Below are 23,189 nucleotides of genomic sequence, written 5' to 3'. Positions count from 1 at the left end.
GGAGCCGGAGAGTCGTCCCGATGTATGCCTTCCCTCCGGCGGTGGCATCGGGACGCACGAAAAGTGTTAGATCGGAAGCAAACAACAAAGAAATCCGAACACTTTTAAGGGAGAGAGACAGATGACCACGACAGACCAGAACCCGGGGCACGCCCACGTGCCGCACGGCGACACATTGGACCCGGAAGGGCACAACACCCTCAACCCGGTCGGGGAGGCCGAGAAAACATGGGGATGGTTTGCCATCTTCAACATCTGGGCCAATGACGTGCAGTCGCTCTTTGGCTATTCGCTGGTGGCGTCGCTGTTCATTTCTTTCGGTGTGAGCGGCTGGACGGCCTTTGCGGCGCTGATCGCCGCTGGGCTGTTCACCATGTGGATGGTCAACCTCTCCGGCGCGCCGGGCGAGAAATACGGCATTCCCTACCCGGTGCTGGCCCGCGCCAGCCTTGGGACACAGGGGGCCAAGCTGCCCGCCGTGCTCCGCGCCACCGTCGCGGTGTTCTGGTATGGTGTGCAGGTCTATTTCGCCTCCACGGCGCTGGCGCTGCTGATCCGTTCTCTCACCGGGGCCACCGGCGGCACCGAAGTGCTTGGCCTCACCGGGATCGACTGGCTATCGTTCCTGCTGGTCTGGGTCTTCCACATCGTCATCTTCTGGCGCGGCATGAACTGGGTGGAGACCTTTCTCAACATCGCAGGCCCTTTTGTTTACGTGGTGATGATCGGGCTCGTGATCGTGCTCTGGCAGCGCTCAGACGGGCAGTTGCTTTCGGCCACCGCCACCATTTTTGCCAACCCCGAGGGCACCTTCTCCACCGAGTTCAAGGGCTTCGTCGCCATCGTCGGCACGATGGTCGCCTACTTTGCGGCGGTGATGATCAACTTCAGCGACTTCTCGCGCTACGCGAAGGACAAGCCCGCCATGGTGCGGGGCAACCTCGCGGGGCTGCCCTTCAACATGATCCTCTTCTCCGCGCTTGCGCTGCTGACGACCGGCGGCGCCGCCGTTGTCTTCGGTGAAGAGATCATCAACCCCACCGAGATCGTCGAGCGCACCGACAGCGTGCTGCTCGGGGTGATCGCGGCCGTCACCTTCTTTGCCGCCACCGTCGGCATCAACCTGGTGGCCAATTTCATCCCGGCGGTGAACGGCATCGCCAACCTCGCACCTTCGCGGATCAGCTTTCGGGCTGCCGGGCTCATCACCTCGGTCTTCGCGCTGGTGATCGGCGGCTTCTGGACCAGCTTCATCAGCCAGGTCGGCATCGGCGGCTTCGTCAACACCCTCGGCGCAACGCTGGCCCCGATCTTCGGGATCATGATCGTCGACTATTACTGGCACCGCGGCCAGGAGCTGGAGGTGGACGACCTCTACGACATGGCGGGCGGTGCCTATCACTACGGCAACGGCTGGAACGGGGCGGCGGTCAAGGCTTTCGGCATTGCGGCGATCTTCTCGGTCGCAACCGTCTGGGTGCCATGGTTTGCGTTCCTGTCCGGCTACAACTGGGTCATCGGCGCTGCGCTGGGTGGGCTGCTCTACGCCCTCATGGCCCCGGCGCGCCGCACGGTGGACTGACATCATCGACAACGGGAGCGGCGTGCCTTGGCCCGCCGCTCCGCCACCCCGCCCTTCCCCCAAATCAGACCAGGAGACCATGGGATGCTGATTGTCCCCGAACGCGAAATCGCCAACCTGATGACCCGCGAGGCGGCCTTTGGCGCCGTGGAAAAGGTGTTTGCCGCCATGGCGCGCGACGAGGCCTATAACTTTCCGGTGGTGCGCGAGGCTATTGGCCATGAGGATGCGCTCTATGGCTTCAAGGGCGGGTTTGACCGCGCCGGGGCGACGCTGGGGCTGAAGGCCGGGGGCTACTGGCCGAACAACCTCGACAAGCGCGGGCTCATCAACCACCAGTCCACCGTCTTCCTGTTCGACCCCGACACCGGAATGCCCTCTGCCATGGTGGGCGGCAACCTGCTGACGGCCCTGCGCACGGCGGCGGCCTCTTCGGTGTCGATCAAGCACCTGGCGCGGGACGATGCGAAGGTGCTGGGCATGATCGGCGCGGGGCATCAGGCGACGTTCCAGTTGCGGGCCGCGCTGGAGCAGCGCCGCTTCGAAAAGGTCATCGGGTGGAACTACCACCCGGAGATGTTGCCCAACATCGCCGAGGTCGCCGAGGCGGCGGGCGTGCCCTTCGAGGCTGCTGAACTGCCAGGCATGGCAGAGGCCGATGTGATCATCTCGATCACCTCCGCCTTCGCGCCCTCGCTGATGGCCGACCACGTGTCGCCCGGCACCCATGTGGCCTGCATGGGCACGGACACCAAGGGCAAGCAGGAGGTGGAGGCCGCGCTGCTGGCCCGCGCCTCGGTGTTCACCGATGAGGTGGCGCAATCGGTTTCCATCGGGGAAGCGCAGCATGCGGTGGCCGCGGGGTTGGTCGGCGAGGCCGATATCACCCAGATCGGTGCCGTCATCAACGGCACCCACCCGGGCCGCAGCTCGGCAGAAGAGATCACCCTCTTCGACGGCACCGGCGTTGGCTTGCAGGATCTGGCTGTCGCGGCGGCGGTGGTGGAGCTTGCGGTGGAGCGCGGCGTGGCCATCGAGGTGGATTTCTAGGCGTCTCCGGTCCGCAGGGCCTACACCCCTCCCATTGCAGCTTCCTCGGATCGGGCGCAGGCTGAGATGGGAGGCCTGCCATGGACGATGAGAACGATACGCGCGGCGGTGACGCGCCCTGCTTTGCGCATCAGGTGATTGGTGGCGAGAGCATCGACCCGCAGCAAGCCCGAGATGTGGCCCGGTTCCGCAAGGCGGAGCGGGTGCGCCTGCTGGGGGTGCGCCGTATGCCCTCGGAGGCACGTCAGGCCGCGACCGAGAGCCTCGTCGAGGCGCTGAATACCCACGTTGAACCACAGCCTGGCCAGCGGATTGCCGTCTACTGGCCGATCCGGGGCGAGCCCGATCTGCGCGGCTGGATGGCTTCGGCCCATGCACGGGGCGCCCGCGTGTTGCTGCCTGTGGTGGTTGCGAGGGATCATCCGCTGGAGTTTCACCTATGGTCCCCCGGCTGCGCCATGAAGCGCGGCATCTGGAACATCCCGGTGCCTGACGGCGCCGCCGCAGACACACCGGACCTGGTGATTTCTCCGCTGGTGGGCATCGATGACGCGCTCTACCGGTTGGGCAATGGCGGCGGTTACTATGATCGCACGCTTGCTGCGCTGGAGCCGCGCCCGAAGGTCATTGGCGTGGGCTTCTCCGGGTGCCGGATTGAGACGATATTTCCCATGCCATGGGATGTGCCGATGGACGAGGCGCTGCTGTCGGACGGCACTCATCTGCTACGCTGACCACTAGCGGCAGAGCACAACGAAAGACGGCGCCCGAAGGCGCCGCCGTTGTCTGCATTCGTCCCGCCGGATCAGGCCGGGGTGTCTTTCTTGAACGAGCCCTTGGCGTGGCCCGACATGCCGCCCGAGACCTCTTCCGTCGCCTCGCTCGCCAGCTCGTGCGGCAGGATGAGGTTGAGCACGATGGCGATGAGCGCGGCGGGCAGGATGCCGGAGGTGGCCAGCACCTTCACCGTGGAGGGCAGGTATTGCAGCGCGCCCGGCTCCAGTTGCAGGCCGAGGCCCAGCGAGAGCGCGATGGCGAAGATCACCATGTTGCGGCGGTTCCAGTCGACGTCCGAGAGCATCGAGACGCCAGCCGCCACGACCATGCCGAACATCACGATCACGCCGCCGCCCAGCACCTCGATCGGCACCGAGGAGATGATTGCGCCGATCTTGGGCAGGAGGCCGCAGAGGATCAGGAAGACCGCACCGATGGTCACCACCGCGCGGCTCATCACACCGGTCATGGCGATGAGGCCCACGTTCTGGCTGAAAGAGGTGTTGGGCAGGGCGCCGAAGAGGCCGGAGATCGCGGTGCCGATGCCGTCGGCAAAGGTCGCGCCCTGGATCTCCTTGTCGGTGGCCTCACGGCCTGCACCGCCCTTGGTGATCCCGCTCACGTCGCCCACCGTTTCAACGGCGGAGACGAAGGACATGAGGCAGAAGCCGACGATGGCGGCTACCGAGAACTCCAGACCGAAGTGCAGCGGGTTGGGCAGGGCGAAGACGGCGGCATTGCCGACGTTGCCGAGGTTCACTTGCCCCAGTGCGAAGGCGAGCGCGTAACCCACCAGCAGGCCCACCAGTACGGCGGAAACCGAGAGCATCCCGCGGGCAAAGAATTTGAGCCCCAACGTCACCACGATGACGGTGCCGGCCATGAGCCAATTGAGGCCGGAGCCGTATTCTTCGGTGCCGATAGCGGGCACGCCCCCGGCGGCATATTGGATGCCCACCTTCACCAGCGCGAGGCCGATCATGGTGACGACGAGACCGGTGACCAGCGGCGGCAGCGCAAAGCGGATCTTGCCGATGAAGAGGCCGAGGCAGGCATGAAACAGGCCGCCCACAAGGATGCCGCCCATCAGCACGGCAACGGCGTCCACGCCCTTGCCCGCCACCAGCGGAATCATGATCGGGATGAAGGCGAAGGACGTGCCCTGAACGATGGGCAGCCGCGCGCCTACGGGGCCAACACCGATGGACTGGAACAGGGTGGCGATCCCGGCGAAGAACATCGACATCTGGATCATGTAGATCATCTGCGGAAAGTCCGGGCTGTTCGAGCCGAAGCCGAACCCCGCCGCGCCGCAGACGATGATCGCCGGGGTCACGTTGGAGACGAACATCGCTAGAACGTGCTGAATGCCGAGCGGCACCGCCTTGATCAGCGGCGGCGTATAATCCGGGTCGCGTAGCTGCTCCGGCGTTCCGATGGATGCATCGGCCATGGTCTGTCCCTCCCTGGGTTTGCGGGTGCCGGCTCCTCCTCCGGCGGCCCATTCAAGTGGCTATGTCAAACGGCACGCTGAACCAGTGCTCCTCCAGGTTGTCGCCCTCACCGATGCGGTCGATAACCGCAAAGAGGCCTGGTCCGGTCAGCGGGGTCAAAACCCCGTGCCACGTGTTGCGGTAAAAATTGATGCCCTGCCCGGCTTCGGTGCGGAAAGCGCGGGGTGTGCCCGGTTTTCCGGCGTCATCGTGAGCGACGATCACCAGAAACGGGTCCATCGACATCGGCAGAAAGGCCTGGCTGCCCAGCGGGTGGCGCTCCATCATCTCCAGCCGGTAGGGCAGGGCGCGCAGCTCGGCCTTGAAGAGGCTGATGCCGGCCCGCCCGCCTTCGGTGAAGTCGAGCGTGGCGCGGTCATGGTAACGCCCGCAGAGGCCCTGGTTGATCAGCTTGTCGGGGGTGCCGGAGGCATCGAGCACCTCGCCGAAAGGGGCGAAGGCTTCTGCCGTGAGCGGTTCTATCTCGATTTGGTTTTTCATGCGCCCAGCTTCTCGATCAGGCGCAGTTCTGCAATCCGTTCCACCTGTCGGCAGGCCTCGGCAAACTCGGCCTCGCGGCTGTTGTCGATCCGGCGGTGGAAGGCATCGAGGATGCTGGCCTTGGTGTTGTCCTTCACAGCGATGATGAAGGGAAAGCCGTGTTTCTCGGTGTAGCGCGTGTTCAGCGCCGTAAAGCTGGTGCGCTCTTCGTCGGTGAGCATGTCGAGCCCTGCGCCCGCCTGTTCAGCGCTGCTCTCTGCGGTCAGCCGCCCCGCCGCGGCCAGCTTTCCGGCCAGGTCGGGGTGGGCGGTGAGCACACCGAGGCGCTGCTCTTCGGTGGCGGAGCGGAAGACGCGGGCCAGCGCATTGTGCATCCCCGCCGCATCGTCGCTGTGCGGCCCCAGCTCCTGCGCATGGGCCGCTTCGGCAATCCAGGCGGAATGCTCGAAGATGCCGCCGAAGGCCTCCACGAAGCGCTCCATATCCATCTGCGACGGGCGCAGCCCGGTTGCGGGCGGATGCGCGGCGGCCCAATGGTCGGCAATCTCTTCGCGGGTGGCAAACCAGACGCCCTCGTGCCCGCGCATGTAGTCCAGCGCCCGCTTCAGGGCGGTGGCGCGGCCCGGCCGCCCGGCAAGGCGGCAGTGCAGACCGATGGAGAGCATCTTGGGCGCGCCCGCCGCACCCTCGGCATAGAGCATGTCGAAGCTGTCACGCAGGTAGCTCTCGAACTGGTCGCCATTGGTGTAACCGGCCTGGATCGCGAAGCGCATGTCATTGCAATCCATGGTGTAGGGCACGATGAGCTGATCCTTCCCGCCCGCGCGCACCCAATAGGGCAGGTCGTCGGCGTAGCTGTCGGCGATATAGGCGAAGTCGCCCTCTTCGGCGGCGAGGCCGACCGTGTTCATCGAGCAGCGCCCCGTGTACCAGCCGCGCGGCGGGGTGCCGACCACCTCGGTGTGCAGGCGGATCGCCTCGCGGATCTGGGCGCGCTCCTCCTCCACGGGCATGTCCTTGTGCTCGACCCACTTCAGCCCGTGGCTGGCAATTTCCCAGCCCGCCGCCTTCATCGCCTTGAGTTGGCGCGGGGCGCGGGCCAGTGCGGTGGCAACGCCGTAGACGGTGACGGGCAGGCCCGAGAGCAGCCGATGCACCCGCCAGAACCCGGCGCGGCTGCCGTATTCGTAGATCGACTCCATGTTCCAGTGCCGCTGGCCGGGCCATGGCTGGGCGCCGGTGATCTCGCTCAGGAAGGCCTCGGAGGCGGCATCGCCATGCAGGATGTTGTTCTCGCCGCCCTCCTCGTAGTTCAGCACGATCTGCACGGCGATCTTGGCCCCGCCGGGCCATGGCGCGGCGGGCGGGGTGTCGCCGTATCCCGAAAGATCACGAGGGTAACGATTCAAGTGCAGTCCTCCTGTTCGATACCCTCATAAACCAAAACAGTCTGCGGAATTATCAAAATTGAATTGAAGCACTCTCAGGCGGGCCCGCCTTCACTCCGGCGGCCTTGCCCGGCATAGACAGGGGCACCACGAAGCGAGGCTCTCATGACCGGATACCTGACCACACACGTCCTCGACACCGCGCGCGGCTGCCCGGCGGAGGGCATCCCCATCGCGCTCTACCGGGTTGCGGGCAACTCCCACAAGAAGGTCGCCGAGACCGTGACAAATGCAGACGGGCGCACCGACAGCCCGATTCTGCCTGCCGAGGCCTTCAAGCCCGGCACCTACGAGCTTGTTTTCTTCGCGGGTGACTACCTGCGGCGCACCGGCCAGACGGAAGGCGAGGTGTTGTTTCTCGATCAGGTGCCGATCCGCTTTGGCATGTCGGAGCCGGATGCGCATTATCATGTGCCGCTGCTGCTCGCTCCCTACGGGATGAGCACCTATCGCGGCAGCTAGGACGCGGCGGGCAGGGTCTCGCGCACTGCGGCGGTGATCCGCTCGACCATGAATTCCATGAAAAGCCGGGCCTTCGGATCCTGCCCGCGCCGATGGGTGAAGAGGCAGGCCATCTGGATGGGTTCCGGCGGGGTGGCTGTGGCCACCGGCACCAGTGCGCCGGAATTCAGGTGCTCCGAGACGGCGAAGACGGGGCGCAGGGCAATGCCATGGCCGGCGAGCGCCCAATCCGTCAGCACGTCGGCATCGTCGCATTCGTAGCGCCCGGTGACGCGGAATCGCTTTGGGCCGTCCGCGGTGATGAGGTTCCATTGGAACTCTGTGGCCCCGGGGTAGCGCAGGCTGAGGCACTCATGCGCGCCACCCAGCAGGTCTTCGCCCGTTTCGGGCATGCCACGGGCCTCGACGTAGCCGGGGGAGGCGCACAGCACCCGCTGCACATCGGCGATCTTGCGGATCTTCAGGTTGCTGTCTTCCGGTTGGCCAAGGAAGAACGCCAGGTCGAGCCCTTCGGTGGCGAGGTCCACCTTCCTGTCGGTGAGGCGGAGCCGCACGCTGATTTCGGGGTAAAGCGCCAGGAATTCGGGCACACGCGGCGCGATGAGCCGCCGCCCCACGCCCAGCGGTGCGGCCACGAAGAGCGAGCCCCTGGGGTTGTCGGTGAGGTTGGCCACCTCGGCCTCGGCACTGGCCACCGCATCGAGGATCTCGGTGGCCTTGCGGTAAAACACCTTGCCGTGCTCGGTTGGCGCAAGGGATCTGGTGGTGCGCTGAAATAGCCTGACGCCCAGATGCTCTTCGAGCTGCCCGATTCGGGAGGAGGTGACTGCCGGGGATATTCGCAAATCGCGCCCTGCGGCGGACATGCTGCCCAATTCGTAGACACGAACGAAGGTGCGGACGTTATCGAGATAGGACATTGTTCGGCATATTTTGATACTGCTTGGCTTTACCAAGCAATACCCGAATAACGGTAACCAAGCTAGTATCCCTGACAGCACAGCAGCGGGAGTAATGAGATGTTCGACTTGGCGGTAATCTGGGACTGGATCGCCTTTTCTGTCCGGTGGCTGCACGTCATCACCGCGATGGCCTGGATCGGCGCCTCCTTCTACTTCATCGCGCTCGACCTGATGCTGAAGCCCAACACCGCCCTGCCGGAGGGCGCCCATGGCGAAGAGTGGGAGGTGCACGGCGGCGGGTTCTACCACACGGTGAAATACCTCGTCGCCCCCGCCGAGATGCCCGAGCACCTGACATGGCACAAATGGCAAAGCTACATGACGTGGATCTCGGGCGCGGCGCTGCTGATGATCGTCTACTGGGTGGGCGGCGAGCTGTTTCTGCTCGATCCGACGAAGGCCGAGCTGGCGCTCTGGCAGGGCATCGTGATTTCGGGCCTCTCCCTTACCATTGGCTGGCTCATTTACGACTTTCTCTGCAAGTCCAAGCTGGGCGAAACGCCCACACTGCTGATGCTCCTGCTCTTCGCGATGCTCGTCATCATGGCGTGGGGCTACAACCAGATCTTCACCGGCCGGGCCGCGCTGCTGCACCTCGGGGCCTTCACCGCCACGATCATGACGGGCAACGTCTTCTTCCAGATCATGCCCAACCAGCGCATCGTGGTGGCCGACCTGAAGGCGGGCCGCACGCCGGATGCCAAGTATGGCAAGATCGCCAAGCTGCGCTCGACCCACAACAACTACCTTACGCTGCCGGTCGTCTTCCTGATGCTGTCCAACCACTACCCGCTGGCCTTTGCCACCGAGTACAACTGGATCATCGCCAGCCTGATCTTCCTCACCGGCGTGACCATCCGCCACTACTTCAACACCATGCACCGCACCGGAAAGGGCCCGCATTGGACGTGGGCCGCAACGGCTCTGCTCATGGTGGTGATCGCCTGGCTCTCCACCGCCGGCGGCGGCGAAACCTACGAGGAGGCAGAGGCCCGCGCGCTCAGCCCCTACGAGCAGAAGTTCACCCAGGCCGCGGGTTTCGAGGACGCCTTCTACGCGGTCGTCGGCAACTGCTCGATGTGCCACGCGCGCGAACCCTCGTGGGACGGGCTGCACTGGGCACCCAAGGGCGTGGTGCTGGAAACCGAGGCAGATGTGGCCCGCCACGCCGAAGAAGTCTATCTTCAGGCCGGTCGCAGCCATGCCATGCCGCCGCCCAACGCCATCCAGATGGACCCGGAGGCGCGGGCGCAGATCGTGGCATGGTATCGCGACGCGAAGAGCAACTGACGAGCTACGCCCATGCCCCATCCCCTGCTGACCGACGCCGAGATCGAGGCCTACCAGCGCGACGGTGTCGTGTTGGTGCGCGGGCTCTTTGCCGATCAGGTCGCGCAGTTGCGTGCGGGCGTGGAGCAGAACATGGCCGAGCCCGGCCCCTATGCCGCGGAGAACCTGAAGGAGGGCGAGGGCGGGCGCTTCTTCGACGATTATTGCAACTGGTCGCGCATCCCCGCCTTCGAGGCGGCCATCAAGGCCTCGCCCGCGGCGGAAGTGGCCGCCGACCTGATGCATTCGGACAGTGCGCAGCTCTTCCACGATCATGTGCTGGTCAAGGAGCCGGGCACATCAAAGCCCACCCCCTGGCACCAGGATGGCCCCTACTACTTCGTCGAGGGGGCGCAGACCGTCAGCTTCTGGTCGCCGCTCGATCCGGTGCGCGAAGCCTCGCTGCGTTGCGTGGTGGGCTCGCACAGGTGGCCCCGCCCGGTGCTGCCCACGCGCTGGCTGGCCGAAACCAGCTTCTACCCGAACGAGGAAGATTACATGCCGGTGCCCGACCCGGAGGCCGAAGGCATGGACATCAGGGAATACGAGATGGAGCCGGGCGACGCCGTGGCCTTCAACTTCATGATCCTGCACGGCGCGCGCGGCAACACCACCAGCCTGCGCCGCCGCGCCTTCTCGCTGCGGATGGTCGGCGATGACGCGCGCTACGTGGAGCGCCCCGGCCGCACATCGCCGCCCTTTCCCGGCCACGGCATGAAGCCAGGCGAGAGGCTGCGGGACGACTGGTTCCCGGTGCTGTTCAGGCGCGCGGGCTGAGGCCGCCAAAGCGCGATCCCGGCGCTAACCTTTTTGCACGCTACGAAGGAATGCAGAGGGCGACTGCCCGGTCACGCGCGCAAATTCGCGGTTGAAGTTCGATTTCGTGTTGAACCCGCTGCCGAGCATGGCCTCGGTGATGGTCTCGCCGCCCTCCATGAGTGCGCAGGCGTTGCGAACGCGAAACCCGTTCACATATCTTGAGACGTTCTCGCCCTTTGCCCGATTGATCGCGGCCGAAAGCTGCTTGATCGGCACATGCAGCCGCCGCGCGAGGCGGGCCAGCGTGAGGTCGGCGTCAAGATGCGGGCGATCTTTCTGCATCAGCGCATCAAGGCGCGCGATCAGCTCCGCATCTTGCTCCGAAGGGCGGGGCGCTTTCGGCGCGGTGGCGCCCGGGTCGTCTTCGTCCGAACTTTCGTCACCCGTGCCATCCGCGTCGCGTGAGAGCGACAGAAGGCCGACGCCGAGCAGCGTGAGGGACGTGAACATGCTTATGATCAGCGGTCGCCACTCGACATGCCCGAGCCGAAGAGCAACGGCGATCAGGACATCCGAAAGTGCCGAGAGAATAAGAAGCAGACCAACGGCCTTCCAGATCCGTGCCGGTCGTGGCCCGGCGCCGAGCCGGGCGAGCGGCAGAGCTTCGTCGATCCGGAGAGCGACCAGGATCGCCGCGCCGTAGCCGGCGAAGAGTGCCGGCAGCACCACGTCCAGTGTTGCCGGGGCAAAGACAGAGCAGAAGGCGGTGAAAGCGGGCCCAAGCAGGTGAAGCCAGTCTCTTTTTCGGTCGAGCGGTCGCAGGGCAGCAGACTGGAATGTCAGCCACGCCAGCGGCGGCATCGCAACGGCGGTGCCCAGTTGGATGGGCCAAAGCAGGGACAGCCCGTAGTGCTGCGTCAGCGAGATCACCAGGGCCTGCACCCCGCAGGTCGCCAGAAGCACCAGAAACAGGATTGAGCGGTCGCCGGCCAGTGCGTGGCGCAAGGCCAGAAAGCCCAGGATCAGGGCGACCACGAGTGGAATCGGGAGCGTCAACATGGGGGTCGAATAGACCAGGATCCGGTTTCGCACGACCTGAAACCGGTTTCAGGACGCGGGACAGCGCCGAGACGTGGCACCTGGGGCCATCATCCGAACCAAGGAGACCCGAGATGACACGCCTGCTTTCCATTGCCGCCCTCGCTTGTTTGCTCGCTGGCCCGGCGCCCGCGCAGCCGAGCGTCGGCTTCGACCGCTTCGATGTCCGGGCCGACCATCGGTCTGGGCCCATCGCGGCCGGTATCTGGTATCCCGTCGGTCGGGAGACCTATGTGGTCCCTGTGGTCGACAGCCTGATCTTCGAGCCGGTTGCGGCTTATGTCGGCGCGGCGTTTCCCGATGGGAAGCTGCCGCTGATCATCGTGTCGCATGGGTCCGGCAGCAGCATCGACGGCACCGCCTGGTTGGCCGCCGGGCTGGCCGAGCGTGGCGCGATGGTTGTGGTGATGAACCACCCTGGGACAACGACCGGCGACAGCTCTCCGCGCAGAACCGTGCGCCTGTCGGAGCGCGCGGCGGATCTGGGGGCGGCGCTCGACCATGTCCTGAGCGATCCGGAGATCGCGCAGCATATCGACCGTAGCCGGATCACGGCCCTCGGCTTCTCGCTCGGCGGGTCCACGGTGATGGGCCTTGCTGGTCTGCGTCTCGATCCTGACGCTTACCGGGACTACTGCGACAGGTTCGGCGAGGCCGCGCAGGACTGCCTGTTCCTGATGCGTGGCGGAGTCGACTTCAACAACCTGCCGCCGGAATTCTCGGCCGATATGTCGGACCCCCGCTTCACCTCGATCGTCGCCGTCGATCCGGGCTTTACCTATGCTGCGACGCCCGAGAGCGCGTTGGAGATCGACGTCCCGGTGCAGGTGGTGTCCCTGGGCGACGATTTTCCGTGGTTCGCCACGGATGTCCGTACAGAGGGCAGTGGGCTGATCGACATGTTGCCGAATGTAGAGCACTCGGTGATCCCCAATGCCTGGCACTACTCGTTCCTGCCAGTTTGCAAGGCGAATGCCGCGCAGCTGCTGATCGAAGAGGGGGAAGATCCGATCTGCGACGATCCCGAAGACTGGGACCGCGGCAGGGCGCACGCAGCGTCTGTGGAGGCGATCGCGCAGTTCCTGAACCTGTAGGCGCCTTGATCTGAGGTAACCCTTCCGTGGAACGCCGGCGGAAGGGTTACCGTCTTCTCGTTGGTGCGCCTTGTCCCGAAGCGGCCCTGAAGCCGCCGCCGGGACACGGTAACCAAAAGCTCGTTTTGCCCCGCAATGCGGTCATCAATGCACCTTGCGGCGAAGGTGCGGTTTGAGCCCGTTTTGCCGCCTGGACCCGCGCGGAATCAAGGCGAAGCCGCCGCGCAGCGCCGTCCCGCCCCCTGGGGCGGCGCTTGGCTGCCGTTGGCGCTGAGCTCCCAGGGAAGAAGGTGCTTGGCTACCATAAAGCGCGCCGCTCATCAGGTCGGGCGCCACCCCGCGGGACGGCGCTGCACGGCTTGCGGATCAGTGTCTGCTTCGTCCCGCAGTGCAGACTTCCGCATCAGCGGTCGCAACAGATCGCTTAACAAGAGAAAGCCCGGACAGAAGCGAGGGTGCTGTCCCGAAGGACACATCCATGCAGGGCGATGTTTTGATGAATTGGTCGGAGTGAGAGGATTCGAACCTCCGACCCCTGCCTCCCGAAGTTTGAAGGCCACCGCCAAGGTATTGATTTTTAGTGAAAGGCGCTCTGTTTATCTGGGAGTTTCGCCAAAGTATTCGGCATCGAACTTGAGCTGTGAGGTTCAATGAACCTAGGAGCACTGTCTACCGCGGCAATGAAACGCGACGCTGTCTAGGGATGAGAGCGAAAAAGGCTCGGGGTCTTCATGCTGGGCTGGCTTCCTTATCGGCTAGTAATGACGGCGGCCAATCTTCACCGAAATGCCTTGATGCGGGCGAGGACATACTTCCTGTCTACGGGGCGCTAGAGGCGTTCGAAACACTGAGTCCCAGGTCCGAAGACCCAACCCAAACAGTTGCCAGCTTCTTGCCCCTCTGATTAGGTGATCAAAAAATGTGCTGGGGGCAGGTATGTCGTTTTTCGAAGAACCAATTCTCAATTCTCCTTACAAGGTTCCCGAAGAACATTGGGAGATGGATGCCGACGGCCGACCGACAGACATCCGTGTGCCCCGTCGTCGCCGGTCGGACCTTATTTCGGCGATGCCCAAGCCAAAGAGCGTGAAGGGCGGCAAGCAGGCGGAGATGGAACTCAGCGCTGCCGGGCTCGAGGGCCGTGACATGGCCTACAGCGTCACCGAATTCGTCAACGAGATGCGCTCGCAGGTCGACAGCTGGCGCGCCCTCCCCAACCCGAACGACTGGAAGGTCAGCCCTGTCACGCAACGCCTGCTTCAACACTGGCGGGCAATCCAGAAGGACGACACCCAGGCGATCCGTCCCTTCTTTTGCCAGCTCGAAGCGGTGGAAACGGCGATCTGGATGACCGAGGTGGCGCCAAAGATTGGCGAGCGTGGCAAGCGCGTGCGGGCCCGGCTGGAGGCCGCCAATGTAGAGGCCAACCCCGACCTCTTCCGCGTGGCGATGAAGCTCGCCACTGGTGCCGGCAAGACCACGGTAATGGCCATGCTCATTGCTTGGCAGACTCTCAACGCTGTCCGTAGTCCAAACTCCAAGAGCTTTTCTCGCGGCTTCCTGATCGTCACCCCGGGCATCACCATCCGCGACCGCTTGCGGGTGCTCCAGCCCAACGACGCCGACAGCTATTACCAGAAGCTCAACCTCGTGCCCGGCGACCTGATGCAGGACATGCAGAAAGCGCGGCTCGTGCTGACCAACTACCACGCCTTCAAGCTGCGCGAGCGGCTCCAGCTCGCCAAGGGCACGCGTTCAGCGCTGGAAGGCCATGGCGAGGCGCTCTCCACGCTCGAAACTGAGGGCCAGATGCTCCAACGGGTCATGCCTGAACTCATGGGCCTAGGGCGGATCAACGTGATCAATGACGAGGCCCATCATTGCTACCGCGAGCGGCCCGACGGAATCGTCGAGAAACTGACGGGCGACGAAAAGCGCGAGGCGGAAGAGAACAAGGAGGCGGCTCGGCTGTGGATCTCCGGCATCGAGGCCGCCAAGCGCAAGCTCGGGGTGCAGATCGTCTACGACCTGTCCGCGACCCCCTTTTTCCTATCCGGCTCCGGTTGGGTTGAGGGGACGCTCTTTCCTTGGGTCATCTCCGACTTCTCGCTGATGGATGCAATCGAATGCGGCATCGTCAAGCTGCCCCGCGTGCCGGTGGCAGATAATTTGCCCGGCGAGCCAGAGCCGCTCTATCGCAAGCTTTGGGATGCGATCGGGAAGAAGATGCCGAAGAAATCTCGTGGTGCGAAACCGGACCCCGCCAGCCTGCCCATCCCGCTGAAAACCGCCATCGACGCGCTCTACGGCCACTACGAGAAGACATTCAAGGCTTGGGAGCAGGAGGGCGTCGGCATTCCGCCGGTCTTCATCGTGGTATGCAACAACACGACGAACTCGGAGCTCCTGCGCGACTACCTTGCCGGTTACGAGCGCGCGAACCCTGACGGCACGCTGGAAACCATTCCCGGCAAGTGCCCCCTCTTCGCCAATTTCTCCGATGACGGCGAGCGGCTGCCCCGCCCCCGCTCGGTGCTGATCGACAGCGCAACGCTGGAAGCGGGCGGCGATATAGACAAGGCCTTCCGTGACGCGCATGCCGAGGAGATAGAGGCGTTTAGACGTGAACAAGCGGTGCGCAGCCCCGGACAGGAGCTGACCGACGCTGACATCCTGCGCGAGGTGATGAACACCGTCGGCAAGAATGGCCGGCTGGGCGAGCAGGTGCGCTGCGTCGTCTCCGTCTCCATGCTGACAGAGGGCTGGGACGCAAACAACGTCACCCACATCCTCGGTTTGCGCGCTTTCGGCACCCAGTTGATCTGCGAGCAGGTCATCGGTAGGGCGCTCCGCCGTCTCTCCTATGACGCGGACCCCGACACCGGCCTCTTCCGAACCGAATACGCCGACATCATGGGCATCGACGGACTCAATTTCTCGGCGCAGGCAGTGAAGACCGAGGTGCAGAAGCCGCGCGACGTCATCAACGTTCGCGCCGTCTCGCCCGAACGTGACGCGCTGGAAATCACCTTCCCTCGCGTCCAGGGCTACGTGACCGACCTGCCGACCGACCGGCTGGATGTCGATTTCACCGGCATGGAGCCATACGTGCTGACCCCAGAAAAAGTCTCGGCCACCGTCATCACCATGCAGGGCATCGTTGGGGAAAGCGAGCAACTCAACCTCGATCACCTCGACACCACACGCCAGTCGACCATCGCCTACCACGTCGCCAAGCACATGGTCTTTGAGAAGCTCCGCGATGCGCACCAAAAGCCCAAGGTCCACCTGATCCCGGCGGCGAAGCGCATCCTAAACCAGTGGCTCTCCGAGGGGCTGCTCGTCTGCAAAGGCGACACCAAGCCCGCGCTCCTGCTCTACCGCGAACTGGCTGACGAGGTCTGCGAGATGATCTTCGGTGCGCTGGTCGAAAAGCCGGGAGGCGAAAGCATCCTGCGTGCCGTGCTCGACCCCTACGCCCCCACGGGCTCCACCCTCGGCGTCAACTTCAACACCTCGGTGGCCACCCGCTACGCCCCCCGGCCCGACAAGAGCCACCTCAACTGGATCATCACTGACAGCGACTGGGAGGACAAACTGGCCAACACCATCGAGAGCCACCCGGCGGTGCTCTCCTACGCCAAGAACCACAACCTCGGATTCGAGGTGCCCTACCTGGTGGAGGGCGAACCGCGGCACTACCGACCCGACTTCCTGATCCGCCTCGACGTCCCCGAGCCGACCACCCTTGTCGTCGAGGTCAAGGGCTACCGCGGCCATGACGCCATGCTGAAGGCAGAGACCATGCGCGGCAAGTGGATCCCCGCCGTTAACCGGCTTGGTTCTTACGGCCGCTGGGGCTTTGCGGAGCTACGCGAAGTGCACGACTTCGGGCCGGCGCTGGACACGGCGATCAATACTTTGTTGGGAAAGGTTTCGGCATGACACTGGCGAACCTGGCAATTTCAGAGGCCCAAAGGTGGACCCTGAGCCTGGAAGAACCGATCCGAAAAAGCATAGAGAGCAAGGGTTGGAGCAAGGAAGCGGTCAGGGCGATCGCGAATGGCTTCCAGATCACGCGAACACTTCCGAGCAACCGTGCGCATGGCACCTTCGAGGTTCTCGCCGCGTTCTTCAGGTCGCCCTCGTGCCCCAAGCTTGAGGGCAAAAACATGTTGGCTGACTACCAGTCACTCGTGGCCCAGTTCAGCACCGACAAGACCACACGAGACATCTGGATAAGGGAAACCACTGGAGGTCAAACCAGACGCTGCCATTCAGCCCTCTCGAAGCTGGGCATGTTTCACTCAGGTTTCAAGTTTCCACCGTTCGACAGCTATGCCGCGAAGGCCATGAAGGCACGAACTGCCGCCGAAGTGTCCATGGCTGAGAATTACTACGCCCGTTTGCAGGACCTGAGGTTTCGAGACATCGCGGATAGCATCCAGGCAGATCTTCGAGATCTGAGCGTCCAAGCTGAGCGGGTCATCGACAAGTATCTCATGCTCAGCGCTGACCCGAAGTTCCGTTTCCTTCCTGCTGCCTACCTCCAAGCACAAGACCCGAAGGTGCGAGACGCAATGAACGAGGCGGGCAGCAAGATCGAGGCAACGCTGAAGAGCCTGCTGCCATGACCGACATCCGCTTCGACCGCCTCGTCGACTTGCCCCTCCGCGACGCCTGGGCCCACGAGGCGCACCAGTTCACCCCTTGGCTGGCCGAGAACATCGACCACCTCTCCGAGACCATCGGCATCCCGCTGGAGCTCACTGGCACCGAGGTCGCGGTGGAAACCTTCTCGGCCGACATTCTCGCCCGCAAGGGTGGCACCTGCGTGATGGCCTCACTCAACTGGTGCGGCCTTTCGGCGATGGAGAGCCTGCGTGCGCACACGCCACTGGCGATCCACGGCCACCGCAACGGCTTTGGCGCGATGAGCCGCCACCCGGCCCTTGGAATGGGCTTTCCGGCCTACCAGGCGCTCTACCGGCTGGCGGGGGTCGACCACATGCATGTGCATGGGATCGGCGGCAAGTTCGTGGACAGCGCCGAAGAGGTGACGGAGGCCGCCCGCGCCTGCCTCGCGCCGCTGGCCGAGGGCACCGATGACGCGGTGATGCCCGCCTTCTCCTCGGGCCAGTGGGCCGGCACGCTGGGCACGGCGCTGGAGGCTGCGGGATCGGCTGACCTGATGTTCATGTGCGGCGGCGGGATCCTTGCCCATCCGGGCGGGCCTGCGGCTGGCGTGGCCTCTCTACGCGACGCCTATGCCGCGTTATCGGCGGGGGAGAGTCTTGCTCAAGCCGCCGCCAACCGCCCGGCGCTGGCCGAGGCGCTCGACTTCTTCGGCAAGCGGTGATGGGCGCGGGGATCGTCTTTCTGGGCGATGATTTCACCGGGGCCTCCGACAGCCTGGCCACCTACGCGCGCGGTGGGTTCACCGCGCGGCTGGTGACGGGCGGGGCCGCGCCGCAGCAGGGGCTGGACGTGCTGGGCATCGCCACCGACCTGCGGTCGCTGCCGCCGGAGCGCGCGCGGGAGGTGGTGGATCGGCTCTGGCCGATGATCGCCCGCGAGGCGCCGCGGGTGCTGCACTTCAAGACCTGCTCCACCTTCGACTCCACGCCGCATGTCGGCTCGATCGGGGCCGTGGCGCGGCACCTCGTGGAGCGGTTCAAGCCCGATGTGACGGCGGTGATCGGCGGCCAGCCGAGCCTTGGCCGCTACTGCGCCTTCGGCACGCTCTTTGCCAAGGGACCGGACGGCGCGGTGCACCGGATCGACCGGCACCCCGTGATGTCGTGTCACCCGGTCACGCCGATGAAGGAGGCCGACCTAGGCCGGCACCTTTTGGCCCAAGGGCTCGGACCGTTGACCCGGATCACTTTGCCTGAACTGAATGATCCGCACGAAGTTGCCGCCCGGCTCGGCGATGGCCCCGCGCTGATCGACGTGATGTGCCCAGAAGATCTCGGCAAAATCGGCGAAGTCCTCAGGCAGGCCGGAGGCCGACAACTGTTGATCGGCGCGAGCTCGGTCGCGGAGATCTACGGCACAAAGCAAAGAGAGGCGACCTTTTCCGCGCCACCTGCGCCATCCGGTGCGCTGCTCGTCTTCGCAGGGTCACGCTCTGCGGTGACCGCAGCACAGGTAAAGGCGGCCCGGTCCTACAGGCGTGTGCAGCTGACAGCCGAGATGTTGGATGATCCAGCAGTTCCCGGCAAGCTGGCCGACAGCCTGAATGCCAGCCAGCCAATGCTCATCCACCTTGATCCGGAAGCCAGCTACGATCGCAGCCCGGATGCCCTCGCCGATGCTTGTGCTGAACTTTTGGATCGTGTCGCGGCACAGCAGCCGCTTCGCGCTCTTGGTCTTGCCGGCGGCGATACCTCGAGCCGCATCGTCGCTCGCCTCGGATTCGCAGCCCTGGACTACCTCTCCGACATGGGGCAAGGCGCATGTATCTGCTCCGGGAGCCATGCTGATGGAACGCGAAACGGCATGCGTGTCATGCTGAAGGGCGGACAGATGGGTGCCTTGGATCTGTTCGAAGATTTTGCAGCAAGCATTTCCCGTTGACGCCGCCCTGGACCGCAAACTTCAGGGAGGATCTTCTTTCAGGGGGCAGGCCAGTGCGATAGTTTTTGCGGACGACTTGCCGGGCGATCGGAGCGAGGTAGTGGCGGACGGATAAACATGTCGCGGAGGAATGACCCAAGCGGCGGCGCGTTCGTTTCGGCCACCAATGGAGTTTCTGAAAGCCTCTGTGTCATCACAGGCAGAATTGCCCCCCCGGATACTGCCGGCGCCGAGATGCATCCGGATGGTGCTCACTCGGATTTCATAGGGCTTCCTCGGGATCCACCGACTGACGGCGCTCCAACCTTTCCTCCTAGGCAGTCGCACTCGTTCATGATCGACCGTCACCCAAGTCGATTGCGAGCCGAACTCGCGCATGCGGCTGCTAACTAGGACTTCCGCGGGATCCACTGGGCTATCGGTGCTCCTGCTGCCATTCCCGGGTTAACGACCTACAAAATAGCGCAGCCCTCTAAGGCGGCTTCTTCGAATAGCGAACATGCGGCAAAACCACACCGGCGACCAAGTTGCGGGACGAAAAGGACGTTCGCTGCCTATCCTCGATCTTCGCCGCAACCGTGAACGCCACCGCAAGAGGGGCAGAGAGCAGTCGTTCGCCGCTCCTGACATGAAGGTCAGGGATGCGAGACGAAGCAGACATTGATCCGCAAGCCGTGCAGCGCCGCCCCAGGGGGCGGGACGGCGCTGCACGGCGGCTTCGCCTTGATTCCGCGCGGGTCAAGGCGGCAAAACGGGCTCGAACCGGCCGTCCGCCGCGTGACGCCCGACCGACCGATGTCCGGACTTTGCTGCCATTCGTCCCCGAGCGGTCAACTGGCGCTACCTGTGCATTGCTGCCTTCGGGAGGAATTCGGCGGTGTCCACTCACCGTATCGGACTGTCTTCCAAGCGATCAACAGGAATGCAAGAATCCGACGATTGTTCGACATTGTGCAAGTCATAAAGAGTGCTACCCTTGTGCCGATCCTTACCCGAGGAAAGGGAGAAAGGATAAATGGCCCGCGTGAAAGAGTCGGTTGCTGTGATGAACGGCGCACCACATCTGAAACTGACCAAAGGTCGTAGTGCTGCCCTTGTTCAAGCATGTCGTATTGCTCTTGAAACCGGGCGTCTAGAAAAAAGGCAGAAAGGAACGGTCGGAAGTTTGCTCGAACTGTTTGAAGAAACTGCGTCCGGGCACTTTGTCGAACCAGACCCTATCTGCTTTGTTTATGTGCATTACCGTGACAGCCAACCAGACGTTTGCAAGATCGGGCACGCGCGGGACTTGGATAAGCGTCTGAGCCGCAATACCGACATGACCGAGCCGTTGAAACGCGCGGCAGCTTGGGAATTTGGCTCAGTCAAAGAAGCGATGAAACAGGAGGATATGGCGAGATCCCTGTTTCAGCCTTACGGCGCCGGTGGCACCGAGTGGGTGCTAGCCTCTGCTCCGACAGTCGTTGATCATTTGGTTGGTCTGTGGGGGCCGCCGAGCGGCCTGTGAAGCAAGTGGTGACTGTCTCTCATTGTTAAGTATCGATCGATTTTTTTGGGGGGGACCATTTCATCAGAACCGGCATGGCACTACAAGCCGCCATTGGAGCAACTTCAGCGAATGCTCACTTTGTCGGAAAAACTACCAGTTCGCGCAGACCGCAGCATTCGGGACTTTGGGCTTCCGGCGGACGCTTGTCGCGCTCACCACGAAGGTCCGCTTCGGGCCGGTCGCAACTTCCGGCGGAGATTGACTGCATGCGGACGAAATCAGCTACCTCTCGCTACAGATGACCACTAATCGCCTTCACGTTCCTCCGGTGGGCGGCGATTGAACCAATGCCTACTCAGTCGTGCTCGTAGCAGATCGCCGGCGGGGCGCCCCGTTTCGATCATGGCAGCCTTCAGGCCTGGCTTCCTGGCAATGGTCTGTTCGACTTCGTGAATTTGCAACAGAACAGCAGCATTTGCGGGCGCAATATTGCGCGCGTTGAACAGCAAATTGATTGCATCGACCTCGCCTTCTGGGCGAAACGAGATGAGGCTCGCACGGTCTTCTAGGGCGGCAATCAAATCATCCTGGGCGCGCCGCGCCATCCAAGCATCGATTTCAGACCTCGGCGCATTCCACGAAAATGTGCCTGCTCTCTCTTCCAGCCGGGCGACGCGGTGCTCGATGGCCGCAATGATACTCGCATGGAGGCCTTCTGCGGCTCGTTGGAGGTCACAGTTCCAGTCTGCCATGAGCTTTTTCTGTGCGTAACCCTTCAGGTTGTTGCTACCAAGGAGAGCGGCAGCGCCGATCGCTGGTCCAAGGACGAGCGCACCGGCGGGACCGATCGCAACCAGGCCGAACCAGGCCCCGGCATTGCCGCCTGCGAAGGCGAGCAAGCCGTGCGAGGCGCCATCAAGAATGAGCCAGGCTGGCAGGTCGGATACAGGGACTCTCCCCTTGGCGACTTCGATGCCACCGCGAAGCACGCCCACGGAAAGCGCGAATTGCAGAATGTCCGGATCAGCCAGATCGGCAGCATGACCCAGTGAATCTGCGATCTGCTCTTCGATCAGGGAAATTTCGAAGCCGGGAAGGGTCGTTACCAGACGCGCCCATGGCGCACCGCCTGCCATGGCATCCTCGGCAAGTGCGGCATTGGCGATCACCGGGATGTCCGGGTATTTCTCGAAATGCTCGGTCAAGTTCGATAGCGCCGCCCCGCATTTCACTTGGACCGGCATCCCGTCGACGATGAGGTCAAGACCAGGTGTGTTGCTCGCCTCGGCAAGGCGGACGTCGTGACCGTCGGCGATCAGCTTGTCCATGACCAGTCGCTCGGCCGTGTAGCCTCGCAGCGACAATCCGGCGCCCGCGGTCATGTAGTCGGCGGCATTGCAGGCAAAGGCCATAGGATCGCCGATATCCTCGGAGCGAGAGAAACCGGCCGCTTCCACGACGTTGGGGTCGAGCGCTGCGGCATGCCAGAGCATTTCGCCGGCGGTCAGGCCCAATGCGACGACTGCATCCGGAAAATCAGTGGTTATCTTCTTGGAAGACCAAGGCTCCGGAGGCCCTCCTGCGGGTGCGGGAAGTGGTCCTGCCAGGCGACTGGTTATGTCGGCAACGTATCGGCGCATGTCTGCGCGATCGTGCGCCGGCATCCAGTCGAAGGAACCGGTCGGTTCGCAGTCCAACTTGCGCATGTCTGTGAGGAATTGGGCGAGACCGGTTGCGCTGCGCAGCGTGCCTTGTGCCGCCATAAGCACCCCAAGACGGGCAGCCAGCTGACTGCGGACTACCCGTGACCCACGCCCCATTCCAAGCCATCCAAGCGCGGCAACGCCCACGAAGACCGTCACGGGGTTGATGAGTGTCGTCAGAAGCGAGACCAGGGTGGGGCCACTGACCAGAGGGATGATCGCGCTGAGCTGTGCAGCCAGCATGTAGGGCAAGAAACCGGCATTGGCGACGACCGCCGCCCCGACGCCCCAAACGCCGCTAGCGGCAAGTGCATTGCGTGCCCGGGCCTGGCCTTGCCGTAGCGCCTCAGCAATTTCGGGATCGGCTTCTTTCGCAGTGGTCTCGATAACCTTGTCGTCGGAGAAGACCGCGAGCATCTCCTCGGCCACGATCTGGGGGAATGGCAGAGGCGGCTCCGCGACGACGGTAGCTTTCGCCGACTTCCAGTAGTCAGCGGCCTTACCGCCGACCAGTTCGCCAAGACCTCTGTCAGAATCTTTGCGATCGACCCTCCGGCGTCGCGCGCGGATCGAGGGCGTCAGTCTCTCGGAGGCGCGAACAGCGAAGGCGGAAGCCGATTGCGTGGCGAACTTCTCCGACAGGGAGGGGGCAACCGACGGCAACGCCACGGCCTCTGTCAGCCGCGACCACAGACGAAAGCGCAGGGCAGCATCCGAGGCAGACGACCCCGCAATGTGTCCCCCGTCAGCACCTTTGGAACATCTGATTTGATTTCGTAACGGAGGGTTTCTGGCTCATCGTAACCGCGAAGGAGTGGAGATGAGACAGAAACCCGGAACGCGGAAAGAGCCCGCCGAGAAGG

At 63.8% G+C, this 23,189-nt stretch carries 18 protein-coding genes; 12 read left to right on the top strand and 6 right to left on the bottom strand.

The genetic code is table 11. From position 1 onward, the window contains the following. Positions 1-121 precede the first annotated feature (121 nt). The 3 genes from DYI42_RS11770 to DYI42_RS11760 all read left to right on the top strand — a co-directional run bounded on the left by DYI42_RS11770 (position 122) and on the right by DYI42_RS11760 (position 3,366). Positions 122-1,582, top strand: a complete 1,461-nt coding sequence (locus tag DYI42_RS11770; RefSeq protein WP_213546132.1) for an NCS1 family nucleobase:cation symporter-1 — start codon at positions 122-124, stop codon at positions 1,580-1,582. 84 nt (positions 1,583-1,666) lie between these two features. Further along, positions 1,667-2,632, top strand: a complete 966-nt coding sequence (gene bhcD, locus DYI42_RS11765; RefSeq protein ID WP_213546131.1) for an iminosuccinate reductase BhcD — start codon at positions 1,667-1,669, stop codon at positions 2,630-2,632. A gap of 80 nt (positions 2,633-2,712) precedes the next feature. After that, the gene (locus tag DYI42_RS11760; protein ID WP_213546130.1) at positions 2,713-3,366 is read left to right on the top strand and encodes a 5-formyltetrahydrofolate cyclo-ligase; all 654 of its coding nucleotides are present in this window, start codon (positions 2,713-2,715) and stop codon (positions 3,364-3,366) included. A 71-nt stretch (positions 3,367-3,437) separates the two neighbouring features. Here the strand turns inward: DYI42_RS11760 and DYI42_RS11755 are convergent, their stop codons facing one another. Genes DYI42_RS11755 through puuE form a run of 3 tightly spaced genes read right to left on the bottom strand, consistent with a single transcriptional unit; the run spans position 3,438 to position 6,812 of the window. Next, positions 3,438-4,862: a uracil-xanthine permease family protein gene (locus DYI42_RS11755; RefSeq protein ID WP_213546129.1), complete on the bottom strand. Its 1,425-nt coding sequence runs from the start codon at positions 4,860-4,862 to the stop codon at positions 3,438-3,440. A gap of 52 nt (positions 4,863-4,914) precedes the next feature. Next, the gene (locus tag DYI42_RS11750) at positions 4,915-5,403 is read right to left on the bottom strand and encodes an ureidoglycolate lyase (RefSeq protein ID WP_213546128.1); all 489 of its coding nucleotides are present in this window, start codon (positions 5,401-5,403) and stop codon (positions 4,915-4,917) included. Further along, positions 5,400-6,812 (bottom strand): allantoinase PuuE, encoded by a 1,413-nt coding sequence (gene puuE / locus DYI42_RS11745; protein ID WP_213546127.1) that lies wholly within the window; start codon positions 6,810-6,812, stop codon positions 5,400-5,402. The genes DYI42_RS11750 and puuE overlap by 4 nt, the downstream gene beginning before the upstream one ends. 144 nt (positions 6,813-6,956) lie before the next feature. Here puuE and uraH point away from each other — a divergent pair, with 144 nt between their 5' ends. Further along, positions 6,957-7,313: a hydroxyisourate hydrolase gene (gene uraH, locus DYI42_RS11740; protein WP_213546126.1), complete on the top strand. Its 357-nt coding sequence runs from the start codon at positions 6,957-6,959 to the stop codon at positions 7,311-7,313. Here uraH and DYI42_RS11735 read toward each other — a convergent pair. After that, the gene (locus tag DYI42_RS11735) at positions 7,310-8,233 is read right to left on the bottom strand and encodes a LysR family transcriptional regulator (RefSeq protein ID WP_213546125.1); all 924 of its coding nucleotides are present in this window, start codon (positions 8,231-8,233) and stop codon (positions 7,310-7,312) included. The genes uraH and DYI42_RS11735 overlap by 4 nt on opposite strands. A 99-nt stretch (positions 8,234-8,332) precedes the next feature. Between DYI42_RS11735 and DYI42_RS11730 the strand changes: the two genes are divergently transcribed. Both DYI42_RS11730 and DYI42_RS11725 read left to right on the top strand, forming a co-directional pair. Beyond that, the gene (locus DYI42_RS11730) at positions 8,333-9,565 is read left to right on the top strand and encodes a urate hydroxylase PuuD (protein ID WP_213546124.1); all 1,233 of its coding nucleotides are present in this window, start codon (positions 8,333-8,335) and stop codon (positions 9,563-9,565) included. A 12-nt stretch (positions 9,566-9,577) separates the two neighbouring features. Beyond that, positions 9,578-10,381 carry a phytanoyl-CoA dioxygenase family protein gene (locus DYI42_RS11725; RefSeq protein WP_213546123.1) on the top strand — a complete coding sequence of 268 codons (804 nt, stop codon included), beginning with the start codon at positions 9,578-9,580 and terminating at the stop codon, positions 10,379-10,381. A gap of 24 nt (positions 10,382-10,405) precedes the next feature. Here DYI42_RS11725 and DYI42_RS11720 read toward each other — a convergent pair whose 3' ends face one another. After that, positions 10,406-11,398, bottom strand: coding sequence for a helix-turn-helix domain-containing protein (locus tag DYI42_RS11720; RefSeq protein ID WP_342344648.1), 993 nt, complete (start codon positions 11,396-11,398; stop codon positions 10,406-10,408). 137 nt (positions 11,399-11,535) lie between these two features. On the opposite strand from DYI42_RS11720, the gene DYI42_RS11715 reads away from it, so the two are divergent. The 6 genes from DYI42_RS11715 to DYI42_RS11690 all read left to right on the top strand — a co-directional run bounded on the left by DYI42_RS11715 (position 11,536) and on the right by DYI42_RS11690 (position 20,641). Then, positions 11,536-12,555, top strand: coding sequence for an alpha/beta hydrolase family protein (locus tag DYI42_RS11715; RefSeq protein WP_213546121.1), 1,020 nt, complete (start codon positions 11,536-11,538; stop codon positions 12,553-12,555). A 936-nt stretch (positions 12,556-13,491) separates the two neighbouring features. After that, a complete protein-coding gene (locus tag DYI42_RS11710) occupies positions 13,492-16,500 on the top strand; it encodes a BPTD_3080 family restriction endonuclease (RefSeq protein WP_369334181.1) in 3,009 nt (1,002 codons plus the stop codon). Beyond that, a complete protein-coding gene (locus DYI42_RS11705; protein WP_213546120.1) occupies positions 16,497-17,189 on the top strand; it encodes a hypothetical protein in 693 nt (230 codons plus the stop codon). The genes DYI42_RS11710 and DYI42_RS11705 overlap by 4 nt, the downstream gene beginning before the upstream one ends. Continuing rightward, positions 17,186-17,914, top strand: coding sequence for a RuBisCO large subunit C-terminal-like domain-containing protein (locus tag DYI42_RS11700; RefSeq protein ID WP_213546119.1), 729 nt, complete (start codon positions 17,186-17,188; stop codon positions 17,912-17,914). The genes DYI42_RS11705 and DYI42_RS11700 overlap by 4 nt, the downstream gene beginning before the upstream one ends. Beyond that, positions 17,914-19,134: a four-carbon acid sugar kinase family protein gene (locus DYI42_RS11695; protein WP_213546118.1), complete on the top strand. Its 1,221-nt coding sequence runs from the start codon at positions 17,914-17,916 to the stop codon at positions 19,132-19,134. The genes DYI42_RS11700 and DYI42_RS11695 overlap by 1 nt, the downstream gene beginning before the upstream one ends. A 1,015-nt stretch (positions 19,135-20,149) precedes the next feature. After that, a complete protein-coding gene (locus DYI42_RS11690) occupies positions 20,150-20,641 on the top strand; it encodes a GIY-YIG nuclease family protein (protein ID WP_213546117.1) in 492 nt (163 codons plus the stop codon). 287 nt (positions 20,642-20,928) lie between these two features. Here DYI42_RS11690 and DYI42_RS11685 read toward each other — a convergent pair whose 3' ends face one another. Further along, positions 20,929-22,995, bottom strand: a complete 2,067-nt coding sequence (locus tag DYI42_RS11685) for a hypothetical protein (protein WP_213546116.1) — start codon at positions 22,993-22,995, stop codon at positions 20,929-20,931. Positions 22,996-23,189 lie beyond the last annotated feature (194 nt).

It is taken from the genome of Vannielia litorea (genome assembly GCF_018424695.1).
Classification (GTDB): Bacteria; Pseudomonadota; Alphaproteobacteria; order Rhodobacterales; family Rhodobacteraceae; genus Vannielia; species Vannielia litorea_A.
The sequence above is the reverse complement of the archived record's forward strand: the minus strand, read 5'-3'. Positions and strand labels throughout refer to the sequence as shown.

Excerpts from the sequence above, each read along its gene's own strand:
- DYI42_RS11735 (WP_213546125.1), bottom strand. The coding sequence starts at position 8,233 with ATGTCCTATCTCGATAACGTCCGCACCTTCGTTCGTGTCTACGAATTG.
- DYI42_RS11690 (WP_213546117.1), top strand. The coding sequence starts at position 20,150 with ATGGCCCGCGTGAAAGAGTCGGTTGCTGTGATGAACGGCGCACCACAT.
- bhcD (WP_213546131.1), top strand. The coding sequence starts at position 1,667 with ATGCTGATTGTCCCCGAACGCGAAATCGCCAACCTGATGACCCGCGAG.
- DYI42_RS11700 (WP_213546119.1), top strand. The coding sequence starts at position 17,186 with ATGACCGACATCCGCTTCGACCGCCTCGTCGACTTGCCCCTCCGCGAC.
- DYI42_RS11730 (WP_213546124.1), top strand. The coding sequence starts at position 8,333 with ATGTTCGACTTGGCGGTAATCTGGGACTGGATCGCCTTTTCTGTCCGG.
- uraH (WP_213546126.1), top strand. The coding sequence starts at position 6,957 with ATGACCGGATACCTGACCACACACGTCCTCGACACCGCGCGCGGCTGC.
- DYI42_RS11695 (WP_213546118.1), top strand. The coding sequence starts at position 17,914 with ATGGGCGCGGGGATCGTCTTTCTGGGCGATGATTTCACCGGGGCCTCC.
- DYI42_RS11755 (WP_213546129.1), bottom strand. The coding sequence starts at position 4,862 with ATGGCCGATGCATCCATCGGAACGCCGGAGCAGCTACGCGACCCGGAT.
- DYI42_RS11710 (WP_369334181.1), top strand. The coding sequence starts at position 13,492 with ATGTCGTTTTTCGAAGAACCAATTCTCAATTCTCCTTACAAGGTTCCC.
- DYI42_RS11770 (WP_213546132.1), top strand. The coding sequence starts at position 122 with ATGACCACGACAGACCAGAACCCGGGGCACGCCCACGTGCCGCACGGC.
- DYI42_RS11750 (WP_213546128.1), bottom strand. The coding sequence starts at position 5,403 with ATGAAAAACCAAATCGAGATAGAACCGCTCACGGCAGAAGCCTTCGCC.
- DYI42_RS11705 (WP_213546120.1), top strand. The coding sequence starts at position 16,497 with ATGACACTGGCGAACCTGGCAATTTCAGAGGCCCAAAGGTGGACCCTG.
- DYI42_RS11725 (WP_213546123.1), top strand. The coding sequence starts at position 9,578 with ATGCCCCATCCCCTGCTGACCGACGCCGAGATCGAGGCCTACCAGCGC.
- DYI42_RS11760 (WP_213546130.1), top strand. The coding sequence starts at position 2,713 with ATGGACGATGAGAACGATACGCGCGGCGGTGACGCGCCCTGCTTTGCG.
- DYI42_RS11715 (WP_213546121.1), top strand. The coding sequence starts at position 11,536 with ATGACACGCCTGCTTTCCATTGCCGCCCTCGCTTGTTTGCTCGCTGGC.